The organism is Pseudomonas sp. Root401 (genome assembly GCF_001425105.1).
GTDB lineage: Bacteria > Pseudomonadota > Gammaproteobacteria > Pseudomonadales > Pseudomonadaceae > Aquipseudomonas > Aquipseudomonas brassicacearum.
Map to the genome: position 1 here is coordinate 121,951 of NZ_LMDO01000009.1, position 13,878 is coordinate 135,828.

At 61.0% G+C, this 13,878-nt stretch carries 7 protein-coding genes and 2 pseudogenes; 2 read left to right on the top strand and 7 right to left on the bottom strand.

From position 1 onward, the window contains the following. Positions 1–20: 20 nt before the first annotated feature. The 7 genes and pseudogenes from ASC85_RS08795 to ASC85_RS08820 all read right to left on the bottom strand — a co-directional run bounded on the left by ASC85_RS08795 (position 21) and on the right by ASC85_RS08820 (position 10,280). The gene (locus ASC85_RS08795; RefSeq protein ID WP_057449025.1) at positions 21–1,640 is read right to left on the bottom strand and encodes an FMN-binding glutamate synthase family protein; all 1,620 of its coding nucleotides are present in this window, start codon (positions 1,638–1,640) and stop codon (positions 21–23) included. A gap of 273 nt (positions 1,641–1,913) precedes the next feature. Continuing rightward, positions 1,914–2,582 carry an ATP-binding protein gene (locus ASC85_RS33775; RefSeq protein WP_442966201.1) on the bottom strand — a complete coding sequence of 223 codons (669 nt, stop codon included), beginning with the start codon at positions 2,580–2,582 and terminating at the stop codon, positions 1,914–1,916. Between the two features lie 57 nt (positions 2,583–2,639). Beyond that, positions 2,640–2,726 (bottom strand): annotated as a pseudogene (locus tag ASC85_RS33780) (hypothetical protein); the annotation flags it as partial. A gap of 590 nt (positions 2,727–3,316) precedes the next feature. Next, the gene (locus tag ASC85_RS08805) at positions 3,317–5,119 is read right to left on the bottom strand and encodes a DAHL domain-containing protein (RefSeq protein WP_057449027.1); all 1,803 of its coding nucleotides are present in this window, start codon (positions 5,117–5,119) and stop codon (positions 3,317–3,319) included. Beyond that, complete coding sequence (locus tag ASC85_RS08810; RefSeq protein ID WP_057449028.1) at positions 5,116–6,075, bottom strand: cytochrome-c peroxidase; 960 nt, start codon at positions 6,073–6,075, stop codon at positions 5,116–5,118. Before ASC85_RS08810 ends, ASC85_RS08805 begins: the two co-directional genes overlap by 4 nt. Before the next feature lie 42 nt (positions 6,076–6,117). Continuing rightward, entirely contained in the window at positions 6,118–7,992 is a 1,875-nt protein-coding gene (locus ASC85_RS08815) for an EAL domain-containing response regulator (protein ID WP_057449029.1), read from the bottom strand. Then, positions 7,989–10,280, bottom strand: coding sequence for a GGDEF/EAL domain-containing response regulator (locus ASC85_RS08820; protein WP_057449030.1), 2,292 nt, complete (start codon positions 10,278–10,280; stop codon positions 7,989–7,991). Before ASC85_RS08820 ends, ASC85_RS08815 begins: the two co-directional genes overlap by 4 nt. Positions 10,281–10,507: 227 nt before the next feature. Between ASC85_RS08820 and ASC85_RS08825 the strand changes: the two genes are divergently transcribed. Next, entirely contained in the window at positions 10,508–11,875 is a 1,368-nt protein-coding gene (locus tag ASC85_RS08825; RefSeq protein WP_057449031.1) for an HD domain-containing phosphohydrolase, read from the top strand. 1,124 nt (positions 11,876–12,999) lie between these two features. Next, a pseudogene (locus tag ASC85_RS08830) lies at positions 13,000–13,426 on the top strand (DUF6124 family protein). The last annotated feature ends 452 nt before the right edge of the window (positions 13,427–13,878 follow it).

Below are 13,878 nucleotides of genomic sequence, written 5' to 3' on the forward strand. Positions count from 1 at the left end.
ATCGGAAAGAAATAATATGTTTACGCCGCCGCGATTTCCCGCGGCTCAAAACTATCCGCCCGCGCCATCTGCCACATCCGCGAATAAAACGCCCCATTGACCTCACCCGTCAGCAATTCCCCCGGCTTCAAGAACACATGCAACTGGGAAAACAACTTCACCTCAGTGGCCGACATACGCCGCACCAAATGCTTGGGCTGCAATTGTGACGGATGCTCAAGCCCGGCGGCGGCGAGCATTTCGGCCAGGGCCTTGAGGGTATTGCGGTGGAAGTTGTAGACCCGTTGGGCCTTGTCCGGGACGACCAGGGCGCGCTGGCGCAGGGTGTCCTGGGTGGCGACGCCGGTGGGGCATTTGTTGGTGTGGCAGCTCTGCGACTGGATGCAGCCGATGGCGAACATGAAGCCGCGCGCGGCGTTGGCCCAGTCGGCGCCGATGGCCAGGACGCTGGCGATGTCGAAGGCGCTGACGATCTTGCCGCTGGCGCCGAGCTTGATCTTGTCCCGCAGGTTCAGGCCCACCAGGGTGTTGTGCACGAACAGCAGGCCCTCGCGCAACGGCACGCCGATGTGGTCGGTGAATTCCACTGGCGCCGCGCCCGTGCCGCCTTCCTTGCCGTCGACCACGATGAAGTCGGGCAGGATCCCGGTTTCCAGCATGGCCTTGGCGATGCCCATGAATTCCCACGGGTGACCCAGGCAGAACTTGACGCCCACCGGTTTGCCACCGGACAGCTCACGCAGTTGCTGGACGAACTGCATCAGTTCGATCGGCGTGGAAAACGCGCTGTGGCATGACGGCGAAATACAATCCTCGCCCATGAGGATGCCCCGGGTCTCGGCGATTTCCCGGGTGACCTTGTGTTTGGGCAAGATCCCGCCATGGCCGGGTTTGGCGCCCTGGCTCATCTTGATTTCAATCATTCGCACCTGTGGGTTCTGCGCCTGGGCGGCAAAACGCTCCGGGTCGAAGCGACCGTCGGGGGTGCGACAGCCGAAATAACCGCTGCCCAGTTCCCAGGTCAGGTCGCCACCGTGTTCGCGGTGGTAGGGGCTGATGCTGCCTTCACCGGTGTCATGGGCGAAATTGCCGAGCTTGGCCCCCTGGTTCAACGCCCGGATCGCGTTGGCGCTCAGGGAGCCGAAACTCATCGCCGAGATGTTGAACACCGACGCCGAGTACGGCTGGGTGCACTGCGGGCCGCCGACCGTCACGCGAAAACCGCTGGGATCGCTCAACGGGGCCGGGCGCATGGAGTGGCCGATGAATTCGAAGCCGGTCTGGTACACGTCGATCAAGGTGCCGAACGGTTTGTCGGCGCTTTCGTTCTTGGCCCGGGAATACACCAGCGAGCGCTGGGCGCGGGAGAAGGGCAGGGCATGGCTGTCGGATTCGAGCAGGTACTGGCGGATTTCCGGGCGGATGCCTTCGACCAGGTAGCGGATATTGCCCAGGATCGGGTAATTGCGCCGTACGGCGTGGCGGCTTTGCAGCAGGTCGAACAGCCCCAGCAGGCTCAGCAACCCGGTCACCAGTGTGATCGGCCAGAGCCAGTCGTATTGCAGGAACGGCAGGCTGGCGAGGGTGAAGATGATGCAGCCGGCAAAGAAGGCGTAACGACTCAGCAGAGACAGGCTCATACGGTTTCCTTGGGGGGAGGGTAGCGCAGGCATTCTGCGCCGATGGCGAAACGGCGGGCAACCCTGTGGCGAGGGGATTGTCATGGGAACAAGGGTGTGTGGGATTAAAGCTGTCTGGGAGCAAAACTGTGGGAGCAAAGCTTGCTCGCGATACAGGCGCCTCGGTTTCTGAACTACCGAGTCGTCCCCATCGCGGGCAAGCCTTGCTCCCACAGCTCCCACAGCTCCCACAGCTCCCACAGCTTCTACAGTGTTTCTCTCCCCAGGTGTGGCTCAGCTCGCCTGCTTCATCTGCCGCACCGGCAATTCCACGCGGAAGGTGGTGCCGACGCCGACTTCGCTGCGTACCGTGATTTCGCCGTTGTGTTTTTTCACGATGCCGTAGGACAACGACAGCCCGAGCCCTGTGCCCTGGCCGACGGGTTTGGTGGTGAAGAACGGGTCGAAGATTTTCTGCAGGGTATCGGGGGGAATGCCCGAGCCGTTGTCGGCGACTTCGATCCATACGGTTTCATCACCGACGCCATTGCGCAGGGTGATGGTGCCGCGCTCGGGGCCGATGGCCTGGGCGGCGTTGACGATCAGGTTCATGATCACTTGGTTGATCTGCGACGGCAGGCATTCCACCTCCGGCAACGGCGTGTACTCCTTGACCACGTCGGCCTTGTACTTGATTTCATTGGCGACGATGTTCAACGTCGAATCCATGCCCTGCTGCAAATTGGTCATCTGCCATTCCTGGCTGGAATCGACGCGAGAGAAGTCCTTCAGGTCCTTGACGATTTGTCCGACGCGGCCGATGCCATCCTTGGACTCCTTGATCAGCAACGGGATGTCTTCGACGAGAAAGTCCAGCTCCACCTGTTCGCGCAGCTTGCGCAAATGCACCACCAGCTCCGGCGAGGCGATGGCCCCCTCGGCGCTGCCGTAGGCGCTGAGCATTTCCTGGAGTTTGCCGAAGTAGCCGTCCAATGCTCCCAGGTTGGAAGAAATGAAGCCGATCGGGTTGTTGATTTCATGAGCCACCCCGGCCGCCAACTGGCCCAGTGAGGCGAGCTTTTCCGATTGCACCAGTTGGGTTTCCAGCATCTTGCGTTCGTCGATTTCCATTTGCAGCAGCTCGCTGGCCTGTTTGAACGCCTGGGTGCGTTGTTCCACCAGGTCTTCGAGCTTGTTCATTTTCAGTTGCGCACGGGAGGTCATTTCCCATTTGGTGGTCAGGGTATTGGCCATCTGCTGGACTTCGATGTTGTCGAACGGCTTCTTCAGGATCAGCAAACGGTCGTGGCCGTTCAGGCGGTCCAGCAGTTCATCCCAGGAATAATCCGAATAGGCGGTGCAGACCACCACTTGCAGCAATGGGTCGCGTTTCCAGAGTTCTTCGATGGTCTTGGCGCCATCCCAGCCTTCGGGCATGCGCATGTCGACAAAGGCCAGGGCATAAGGACGCCCTTTTGCCGATGCCTCCAGCAACTTGTTCAGGCCTTCCTGTCCGCCATAGGCCGAGTCGAGTTCGAACACCGTGGTGGCAGGTTTTGGTGCATCGCCGAACAGCGCGCTTTCCATGTCCAGCAAGTCAGCGTTGCTGTCATCCTCCGGGGTGAGGATCTTGCGGAAATCTTCATGAATGGCGGGTGTATCGTCGATCAACAGGATACGGCGGTTACTCATGCTATTCATGGCTCACCTTCTGCAAGTTTCAGGGGCAGCTGCAGTTCGAACGTTGCCCCCCTGCCTGGCCCCTCACTGTGGGCGGTGAGGTGGCCGTCCATTTCAATGGCCGCCAATGCGCAGCTGTGCAGGCCAAAGCCGTGGCCTTCCTTACGTGTGGTAAAGCCGTGGGCGAAGATGCGCGTCATGTTTTCCTCCGGGATACCTTCGCCTTCGTCCTTGACGCTGATTTGCAGGGTCTGGCCATCGATGACGGCAGCCTTCAGGGTCATGTTTCGCGCATGGTTGGAAACCCCCGCCATGGCGTATTTGGCATTGCTGATCAGGTTGATCAGGATCAACAGCAAGCGGTGTTTGTCGCCCATGATCCGCGGCACTTCGCCGTATTCCTTGATCACCGTAACATGGTGGCGGGTCAGTGCGCCCGAGTTCATGCGCAGGGCATCTTCAAGCAGTTCGCTGACCACCAAGGGTTCCAGCAGGCTGTTGGCCCCGGCATAGGATTGCTGGGTGGAGACGATGTCCTTGATGTGGTCCACGCTCTTGCTCAGCTGGGCCAGTTCGTCGGTCAGGCCCTGTTGCTCGAGCGCGATAGCCTCGACCAGTTGGTTGAGGTAGCCGGGCAGCAGCTTGCCTTTGGCGTCTTCGGTGAGAAAGTGCCCGAGGTCGTTGGCGTGTTCGTTGATCAGTTGCATCGCCTTGCCCAGCCCCTGGGCCTTGCTGCTGCGCAGTTTGCGGCTGACCAGGTCGGCGGAGATGTTCACGCTGTTGAGCACGTTGCCGACGTTGTGCAGCACGTTGGTCGCGATTTCCGCCATGCCGGCCTGGCGGGCAGTGTCCATCAATTCGCTCTGGGTGTCCTTGAGCTGGCGGGTCCGTTCTTCAACCCGCTGCTCCAGTTCATCGTTGGCGCTTTGCAGGGCGTTGTTGACCCTTTTGATCTCGGCGAAGCTGCGTACCAGCCGGATCGCCAGCCAGATCAGTATCAAGACCAGGAACGTGGCGAATACCAGCAGGTAGACGTGGTTACGTTCATATTTGGCCGCGGCTTTGCTCTGGTCTTTCTCCAGCAGGTCGGTAATGGTGTCCAGGCGACTGGCAACGGGAACCGCTTCGATGCCCTGCAACAGCTCATTGACCCGCGGTTGTTCGCGCAGGATCAGCGCGATGTGCCTGCTCAGGATGTCAACGGGGCCTTGAAGTCCCAGGGGCATGCGCTCCTTGTTGACGTCCAGCCGGTTCAGGCCCAGCAGCACTTCGGCGGCGGCGTCGCTGGTGCTGAGCTGGGCGAACTCCATGCTGCTGAGCAGCAGGTCGTAGGTGTCGATGGCGACGTTTTGCAGTTCTAGCCGGTCGGTGTCGGCCAGATGGGCGAACTGGGCCTGGATGTCGTCCTCGGCGGCGGGCAGGAAGGCCATGGAGTTGCGCAGCACCGCGTTGTGGGACTTGAACTGTTCCACCAGCCGGGTTTTTTCCTTGACCGCCTTGAGGTACTCGTCGCGCTGGGCTTCCCAGAGCGACGGCTTGTGGCGCCCGGGCTCCGATTCGATGGTGTCGAGACGCTGCCACAGGCGCGACATTTCATGCAGCGGCGAGACCAGGGGGTCGTAGTCGTGGGTCAGGGCGATCCGCGACTTGAGCACCTCGTTGTCCCAGATGGCGTCTTGCTGCTTGAGCAGGCGGATCAGGTCCCGGGACTCAATGTACGAGGCGGCCTGCTGGGCCCCCGAATTGACGTACATGAACAGCAGGATCGAAGCCAGTAACAGACCGATGAATGCAAGACCGAGGCGACGGAGACTGGTCATAGGGGCTTGCCCTCCGATTCACCGGTCAGGGTCTTGAGGAACTCGACAATCAGGGCCGTATCGTTCTTGAGGGGCTCACGACCCAGTTGGTACTTGAACATGACTTCTACCGCGCGTTCCAGGGTCGGCGCCGATCCATCATGGAAATACGGGGCGGTGACGGCCACGTTGCGCAGGCTGGGGACCTTGAAGACCTGGCGGTCGGCTTCATCGCCGGTAATGTTGTAGCGTCCTTCGTCCGCTCGGGTGGGGGTGCCCCGGTCGCCGAAGTAGTCGCCCATGACCCCGAACTTCTGGAACATGTTGCCGCCGATGTTCACGCCCTGGTGGCAGGCGATGCAGCCGTACTCCTTGAAGCGCTGGTAACCGAACTTTTCCCGGGGCGTGAGGATGTCGGTATTGCCCAGCAGGTATTGGTCGAAGCGCGAATTGGGTGTCTGCAAGGTGCGCTCGTAATCGGCCAGTGCGCCCTGGATATTGGGCTTGGTCACGCCATCGGGGTACGCGTCCTTGAAGTCTTTGACATAGCCGGGGTCATCGGCGATGCGCTTGACCACCGATTCCCAGGTGCTGCCCATTTCCACCGGGCTGGTCACGACCGCGTGGACCTGTTCTTCCAAGGTGTCGACACGGCCATCCCAGAACTGGTGAAAGTTCAGGCTGGCATTGAACACGGTGGGCGTATTGACCTCCACCGGCTTGCCGTCGAAGCCCAAGGAAAACGGCTTGTCGTCGGCGCCGCCCTTGTCCAGGCGATGGCAACTGGCGCAGGACAGGGTGTTGTTGACCGACAGCCGCGGGTCATTGAACAGCCGCAGTCCCAGTTGGACGCGCTTGGGGTCCAGGGTTGGAAGCGGGGGCAGGGGTTTGAGGGGTTCGTCCAGTGGCTCGGCGTGAGCGGTCACGCTTGATCCCACCAGCAGGCCGAGAGCCAGAATCAGTCCATGTGACGCCATGGGATGCTTTCCTTGAAACTTTGGTTGATAACACTCAGGTGTTCACGAAAACGGGTTCTGGCGTTTTTCCCACTCGGTCATCCAGTCGGCGAAGGCCTGTGGTTCGACGGCCTTGCTGAAGTAATAACCCTGGACCTCCTCGCATTGGTGCTTCTTGAGAAATTCCAACTGCTCGAGGGTTTCCACACCTTCGGCAATGATGTGCAGGTTCAGGCTCTTGCCCAGGCTGATGATGGTGCTCACCAGCTTGGCGTCGTTGCTGTCGATGCTCAGGTCACCGACGAACGACTGGTCGATCTTCAACACATCCACCGGAAATTTCTGCAGGTAGCTCAGGCTTGAATAGCCGGTGCCGAAGTCGTCGATGGCCAGGCGTATCCCCAACTGCTTGATGGCCTTGAGGATGGCGACCGTGGTATCGACGTTCTGCATCAGGACGCTTTCGGTGATCTCCAGTTCTAACTGTGTCGGGGCCAGGCCGGTTTCCTTGAGGGTGCGGGCGATACCTTCGACGAAGCCGCGCTGGCGAAAATCGATGGCCGAGACGTTCACCGACAGGTACAGCGGGCGCATGCCCTGGGCTTGCCAGCGGCAGGCCTGCTGGCAGGCTTCCTGGAGCACCCATTGGCTCAGCGGAACGATCAGGCCGCTGTCCTCGGCTACCGGAATGAAATCCGAGGGATAGACCAGGCCATGATCCGGCCTGTCCCAGCGCACCAGCGCCTCGACACCGACCACCTTGCCGCTCTTGAGGTCGAGCTTGGGTTGGTAATGCAGCACGAACTCCTTGCGTAACAGGCCCAGGCGCAGCCCGGATTCGATGGTCTGCTGCTGTCGGGCCCGGCGGTTCATGTCTTCGGTGAAAAACCGGTAGTCGTTGGGGCCGGTTTCCTTGACGTTGCGCATCGCTGTCTCGGCTTTCTTGATCAGCGCCACGGCGTCGAAACCGTCGTTGGGGTACACGCTGATGCCCAGGCTCGCGGTGACGGTCAGGTCATGGCCGTCGATCGGTTGCGGGGAGCTGATGGCCGCCAGCAGTTTGTCGGCCACGCCTTTGGTCTGTTGCGGGTCGACGACATCTCCCAGTACCACCACGAATTCATCGGAACCGTAGCGAAACACCGAATCGGATTCACGCACCACGGTGGCCAGTGCCCGGGCCACTCGCTTGAGCATTTCATCGCCTACCGGATGGCCCAGCGCGTTATTGATGCGCTTGAAGCGGTCCAGGCCGATGAACATCACCGCCAGTTGCCGGTCGTGCCGGCGGCACTGGGCCATGGCCTGGGTCAGGCGGTCGCCGAGCAACATGCTGTTGGGCAGCTCGGTGAGCACATCGTATTGCAGCAGGTGGGACACCTTGAGCAATTCCTGGACGCGCTCTTCGATCGTGCGTTCCAGGCTGCGCATTTTCCTCGCCGCATCCTGGGCCAGCTGCCATTTCCAGGTCATGGCGCTGGCCATCTGGCGGATTTCCAGGGTGTCGAAGGGTTTCTTGAGGATCAGCAACTGATCGTCGAACTCGATCCGTTCGGACATGGTTTCCCAGGTGTAGTCCGAGAACGCCGTGCACAGGGCGATTTGCAGCCGTGGGTCGGCCTCCCACAGCCGCTCGATGGTTTGCAGGCCGTCCCAGCCCGGCGGCATGCGCATGTCGGCGAACACCAGCGCATAGGGCTGGCCTTCGGCCTGGGCGCGCTTGACCAGTTCCAGCGCCTCTTCGCCCTGGTAGGCCGAGTCGATCTGGAATTGCAGCCGGTTGACCTGCGGGGTGCCGAACAGCAGGCTTTCGGTGTCGTCCAGTGAGTCATCGCTGCCGGCGCTGGGGCTGAGGATCTTGCGAAAGTCCTGGTGGATCGCGGGCGTGTCGTCCACCACCAGGATTCGCCGGTTGGCAGGTACCGACATTGGATTCATGGATTGCTCTCCGATAGCTGGCTCGCCGGTCGGGTCCAGTGGTCTGTCGCCGGAACGATGGTGCCGGCCTTGAGCAGTTCGGCGGCCTGGCCGCTGTCGACCACAGTGCTGAAGTAATGCCCCTGGGCCTGCATCTCCCCGCCGCTGGACATCAGCGTGGTACGTTGCTCCTGGGTCTCGACGCCCTCGGCAATGATCCCGATGCCCACGTCCCGGGCGAAGTTGATGATCGCCCGCAACGTCGTGGCGTTCTCGGGGTCGGCGTTGGCGCTGTCGAGGAAACGCTGGGCGAGCTTGAGATGGTTGACCCGGTAGGTCTTGAGGTAATCGAACGAAGAGTACTCGGTGCCGAAGTCATCGATGGCGATCTGCACGCCCAATTCGCAGAGGCGCGGCAGCACGTCGTTGTGGGTCCACTTGGTCTGGGCCAGGGTGGCTTCGGTGACGTCGAAGCGCAGGTCCCAGGGCGCCAGTTCCCAGCGCGCGGTGGTGCGCAGCACGTCGTAGATCAGTTCCGGCCCGGTCTTGAGCTGGGTCAGGGACAGGTCGATGGCGATCACCGGGGGCGCCATGCCCTGGTCGCGCCACTGGCGCATTTGTTGGCAAGCCTGGTCCAGCACCCAATGCCCCAGGCCAATGATGATCCCGGTTTTCTCGGCGGCAGGCATGAAGGCCGCCGGTTCCAGCCAGCCACGTTGGGGGTGGTTCCAGCGTACTTGCACGCCCATGCCGAGGATCTTGCCGGTGCCGAGGTCGACTTCCGGCAGGTAGTGCAGGTGCAGTTCGTTGTTTTCGATGGCCTGGCGCAGGTCGTTGGCGAGGGCGACCCGGTCGGTGACTTCCTGGTTAATTTCCTCGTTATGGAAATGGTACTGGTTGCGGCCCTTTTCCTTGGAGCGGTACAGGGCCATGTCGGACTGCGCCATCAGGCTGTCGGCACTCAAACTCTGCGGGGTGTACAGGGCGATGCCGATGCTCACCGAGATCCGCACGTCGTTGCCGTCCAGGGCATACGGCGCCACGAGAGCGTCGCGGATCTTGGCCGCCAGCGCGGCGCACTGGGTCGCTTCATGGACGTCCAGTTGCAGGAGGGCGAATTCGTCGCCGCCCAGGCGCGCCACCACGTCGTTTTCCCGGGTGCAGGCCTTGATCCGCGTGGCGACTTCCTGCAACAGCAGGTCACCGATGGGGTGACCGAGGGTGTCGTTGATCCGTTTGAAGTGGTCCAGGTCCAGGTAGAACATCGCAAACGGTGCCGCGCCCCGACGAGCGGCGGCGAAGGCCTGGTGCAGGCGCTCGATCATGGTGGCGCGGTTGGCCAGCCCGGTCAGGCCGTCGGTGCGGGCCAGCAGGGCGATTTTTTCTTCGGCCAGCTTGCGCTCGGTGATGTCGAGGATGATGCCTTCTATCTCCAGCAACAGGCCTTGCTCGTTGCGCACCGGGATGTAGCGGTTCTCTACCCAGCGGTACGTGTCGTCGCCGGTGCGCATGCGGAACTCGATGGACGCCCCTGCGGTGTCGCGATCCAGGACACGGACCATGGCCTCATGGACCTTCTCCTGGTCGTTGGGGTGGATCAGGGTTTGCGCCCAGTCCGGAGAGTTGGTCAGTTGCGCTGCGGAATGGCCGAATTTGGTGATGTTGTGGGAGATGTACATCAATGCGAACGGCGGCTCGCCCCGTAGGCGATAGAGAATGGTCGGGCTGTTCTGCACGATGATGTTGGCATCGGCCAGTTCGCGGGTGCGCTCCTCGACCGCTCGTTCGAGCATGTCCATTTTCAGCGCCGCGTCTTCGGTCATCTGCCATTTGACGGTCAAGGTGCTGGCCATCTGGCGGATCTCGATGGCGTCGAAGGGTTTTTTCAGGATGAGCAGGCGATCGCCCAGTTCAAGGCGGTCAGCGATGTCTTCCCAGGAATAGTCCGAGTAAGCGGTGCACAGGGCCACTTGCAGCTTGGGGTCGGCGCGCCACAGCCGCTCGATGGTTTCCAGGCCGTCCCAGCCAGGTGGCATGCGCATGTCGATAAACGCCATGGCGAAGGGTTGCCCTTGGGCCAGTGCCGTTTCGACCTTGTTCAAGGCTTCCATGCCCTGGAACGCCGAATCGAGCACGAAACTCGTACCGGAAACCGCCACGGGCGAGCCGAACAAGGCCTCTTCGGCGCTGCTCAGGCTGTCATTGGCGTTCGCCTGGGGGCTGAGAATCTTGCGAAAATCCTCATGGATAGTCGGCGTGTCGTCGACAATCAGGATCCGCCGATTGGTTTTATCCAACGGCAGGCTCATGGCCGTGCACCGTTTTGATGCTGACTATAGAACCCTGGAAACATCTGATATCCCTTTCGCTGGCATGAGTATTCGGCCTGTACTTGGCCCTTCATGGGGTAGAGCATAGTCGTCTGATCGGGATGCGCTCGGCCAGTGATGGCAAATGTGTCTAAATGTTCGCAATCTACTAGCCTGTATTTCGGGGGTAAGGTAGAACGGTTGTCGTGAATAGGAGGGGGTTTCAAATGGAAGATCAATCGCCGGATGTTCCGGTAAGGAAGCCAGCGGTGCTGTTGGTCGATGACGAAGAGTCGATCCTCAATAGCCTGCGTCGGCTATTGCGCAGCCAGCCGTATGAGATCCTGCTGGCCGACAGTGGCGCCAAGGCCCTGGAAATCCTCAAGGAGCGGCCGGTTGACCTGGTGATGACCGATGCGCGGATGCCGAACATGGATGGCGCCACGCTGCTGGCCGAGATCCGCAAGCTGTACCCATCGACCTTGCGCATCCTGCTCACCGGTTATGCCGATGTGGACATGATGACCAAGGCTATCAACGAGGGGCAGCTCTATCGTTACCTCAGCAAGCCCTGGAACGATGAGGAATTGGTGCAGGCCTTGCGCCAGGCCCTGGCCCACCAGCATTCCGAAAGCGAGCGCCAGCGCCTCGAAGCGCTGAACCGCGAGCAGAACCAGCAACTCAAGACCCTTAACGCCACCCTGGAAAAACGCGTGGCGTCGCGCACCTCCGAGCTGCAGCAGACCGCCGACATGCTCGATTTGGCCTATGACGAGCTCAAGCGCAGCTACGTGACCAGCACCGAAGTGTTTTCGCTGATCGCCAACCTGCGCCTGCCCAAGGCCAAGCAGACCAACCGGCAGATTATCGAGTTGATCAGGGTCTATAGCCGGTTGCATTTCCTTGATGAGTCCACCGACCGTGACCTGACCATGGCGGCGGCGCTCTACAACATCGGCAAGCTGAGCTGGACCGACAACATGATGGTCACGCCCGCCGACATGCTGCACCACAACGAATTGGATCTTTATCGGGCCTATCCGAAGCAGAGTGAGTCGCTGCTGATGACCCTGGACCCGATGAAGGACGCGGCGCGGATCATTCGCCATCACCAGGAGCGTTGGGACGGCAGCGGCTTCCCCGAGCACCTCAGGGGCGAGGCCATTCCGTTCGGTTCGCGGCTGTTGAAACTGGCGGTGGACTTCATCGAGCTGCAGCGCGGGTTGATCCTGGAGCGGCAGATGAACAGCGACGAAGCGCTGGTCTACATCCGCAAGTACGCCGGCAAGCTGTATGACCCGGATATGGTCGAGGACTTCATCAAGGCGTGTGCCGAATACCTGGAAGACGTGACCCTGTCGGACCCGACGGTACAAGTCTCCACCACGCGCGATTTGACCGCGGGGATGATCCTGGCGCGCAACCTCAATGCCGACAACGGTATGTTGCTGCTCAACGCTGGCAAACTCCTGAGTGGTCCATTGATCGAAAAACTCATTGCCTTCGAAACGATGGAAGGCGCGCAGTACAGTGTGTTCGTCAAGAAGCCTGAAGAGGAGGCCGACCCTACGGCGCCGAGGCCGATTTTGGGGTGACTGGGGTCTGGATTGGATTGGATTGGGTTGGGTACATATCCGTTGCTGCGGTTACGGCCACTTAGGGTTCCGCCCTGACGGCGGGTCACTTTTGGAAGAGCGCCAAAAGTAACCAAAAGCGCTTTGCCCCACCACTCGGCACCTCGCCTAGGCTCGGTGTGCCCTCACTCCGGCATTGCTCCGTGGGCCGCCGCGAAGGGCCATCCATGGCCCAGCGCGGCTACCTCGGCATCCATGCCGAGGTGCCCACTGCGCAATACCTGCGTTCGGCCATCGTGGTTAACAGGGCGCCGAGATCAACGTCCACCACGAGGCGGCCTTAGAGCCGACCTGGCTCTTCTGGTCGTACACCCATCAGACCTGTGGGAGCAAAGCTTGCTCGCGAGGNNGGGAGCAAAGCTTGCTCGCGAGGCGGCCTAGTAGCCGACCTGGCTCTCTTGGTCGTACACCTGTCAGATCTGTGGGAGCAAAGCTTGCTCGCGAGGCGGCCTAGTAGCCGACCTGGCTCTCTTGGTCGTACACCTGTCAGATCTGTGGGAGCAAAGCTTGCTCGCGAGGCGGCCTGACAGCCGACCTGATTCTTCCGGTCGTACCCCGATCCCATTGTGGGAGCGAGCTTGCTCGCGATGGCGGCCTNGCCGACCTGGCTCTCTTGGTCGTACACCTGTCAGATCTGTGGGAGCAAAGCTTGCTCGCGAGGCGGCCTGACAGCCGACCTGATTCTTCCGGTCGTACCCCCGATCCCATTGTGGGAGCTTGCTCGCGAAGGCGGCCTGACAGCCGACCAGGATTGTGGGAATGGTCGGACAATCCTCCGGGTTGCAGCAGATTTTTCCGACGAATTCTGGCGGTTGCCGGGTGGGAAGGGCTGTCGCTAGTCTTTTCCCGTCGCTGCAAATTCAGCGGCCGGGCTTGGAAATCCGATAAGTAGACGGCGCGAAAGCGCCCTTCATGACGTATGCTTGCGGTCGTTTTTTGACCATGCTTTCGTTATGGCGGCTGTGCGCGGGAGACCTTCGGGTCTGTCGGGCTCGTTTACCCCGGTTTTCCAACCTGCGTACGGCTGCCACCCCTCGCTTGGAAACGAACGTGGCAGCTCCAACCTGTAGACGGAGTGTCACCCTATGTTCAAAGCCACACCCAATCCCCCCGAAACCGATCCCCAAGAACTCGATGAAGCCGCCACGCGCGCCATCGACCATTATCTCGACCCCAAGCCTCAAGCCAAAAAGAAAAAGCCCTCAGGTCAACTGTTCACCGTCGTGGACGGTGTCGACACCGAAAGCCTGCTGGCCAACCTCAGCGAAACTTTGGCCTCAGCCGATGCCATGGTCAGCGACCTTGCCTTCGACCGTCGTGGACGGTGTCGACACCGAAAGCCTGCTGGCCAACCTCAGCGAAACTTTGGCCTCAGCCGATGCCATGGTCAGCGACCTTGCCTTCGACCTTAAAGGCTCGCGACGCCATGTTGCCCTTGGCATTCAGCAACTGATCGAGCTGGGCGCTTTATTGGCGAATCGGATGCTGGATAACGTCAATACACAACCCTGACCACACCGCGCGCAGAAGCGAGAAGGCTCGCTTCCACAATTGGACCGGAGTACGACCGGGAGAGCCAGGTCGGCTGTCAGGCCGCCTCGCGAGCAAGCTTTGCTCCCACAGATCTGATGGTTCCCACAGATCTGATGAGGTGTACGACCGCAAGAGCCAGGCCGGCTACTAGGCCGCCTCGCGGCGGACGTTGATCTCGGCGCCCCGTTAACCACGCTGGCCGAATGCAGGCGTTGCGCAGTGGGCACCTCGGCATGGATGCCGAGGTAGCCGCGCTGGGCCATGGATAGCCCTTCGCGGCGGGCCCACGGAGCAATGCCTTCGTTCGGGCACACCGAGCCTAGGCGAGGTGCCCCCGGTGTCAGGATAGTTGTCGCCTCTCCGGATTTACCCCCAAAAGCACACCGAGGGCGGAAAGAGACAGGTTGTGACGTACTATTCACGCGAACGTA

What these genes read in the sequence shown, in the direction of transcription:
- ASC85_RS08815 (WP_057449029.1), bottom strand. Translation starts at nt 7,992, where the DNA reads ATGAATCCAATGTCGGTACCTGCCAACCGGCGAATCCTGGTGGTGGAC.
- ASC85_RS08825 (WP_057449031.1), top strand. Translation starts at nt 10,508, where the DNA reads ATGGAAGATCAATCGCCGGATGTTCCGGTAAGGAAGCCAGCGGTGCTG.
- ASC85_RS08810 (WP_057449028.1), bottom strand. Translation starts at nt 6,075, where the DNA reads ATGGCGTCACATGGACTGATTCTGGCTCTCGGCCTGCTGGTGGGATCA.
- ASC85_RS33775 (WP_442966201.1), bottom strand. Translation starts at nt 2,582, where the DNA reads ATGCTCAGCGCCTACGGCAGCGCCGAGGGGGCCATCGCCTCGCCGGAG.
- ASC85_RS08795 (WP_057449025.1), bottom strand. Translation starts at nt 1,640, where the DNA reads ATGAGCCTGTCTCTGCTGAGTCGTTACGCCTTCTTTGCCGGCTGCATC.
- ASC85_RS08820 (WP_057449030.1), bottom strand. Translation starts at nt 10,280, where the DNA reads ATGAGCCTGCCGTTGGATAAAACCAATCGGCGGATCCTGATTGTCGAC.
- ASC85_RS08805 (WP_057449027.1), bottom strand. Translation starts at nt 5,119, where the DNA reads ATGACCAGTCTCCGTCGCCTCGGTCTTGCATTCATCGGTCTGTTACTG.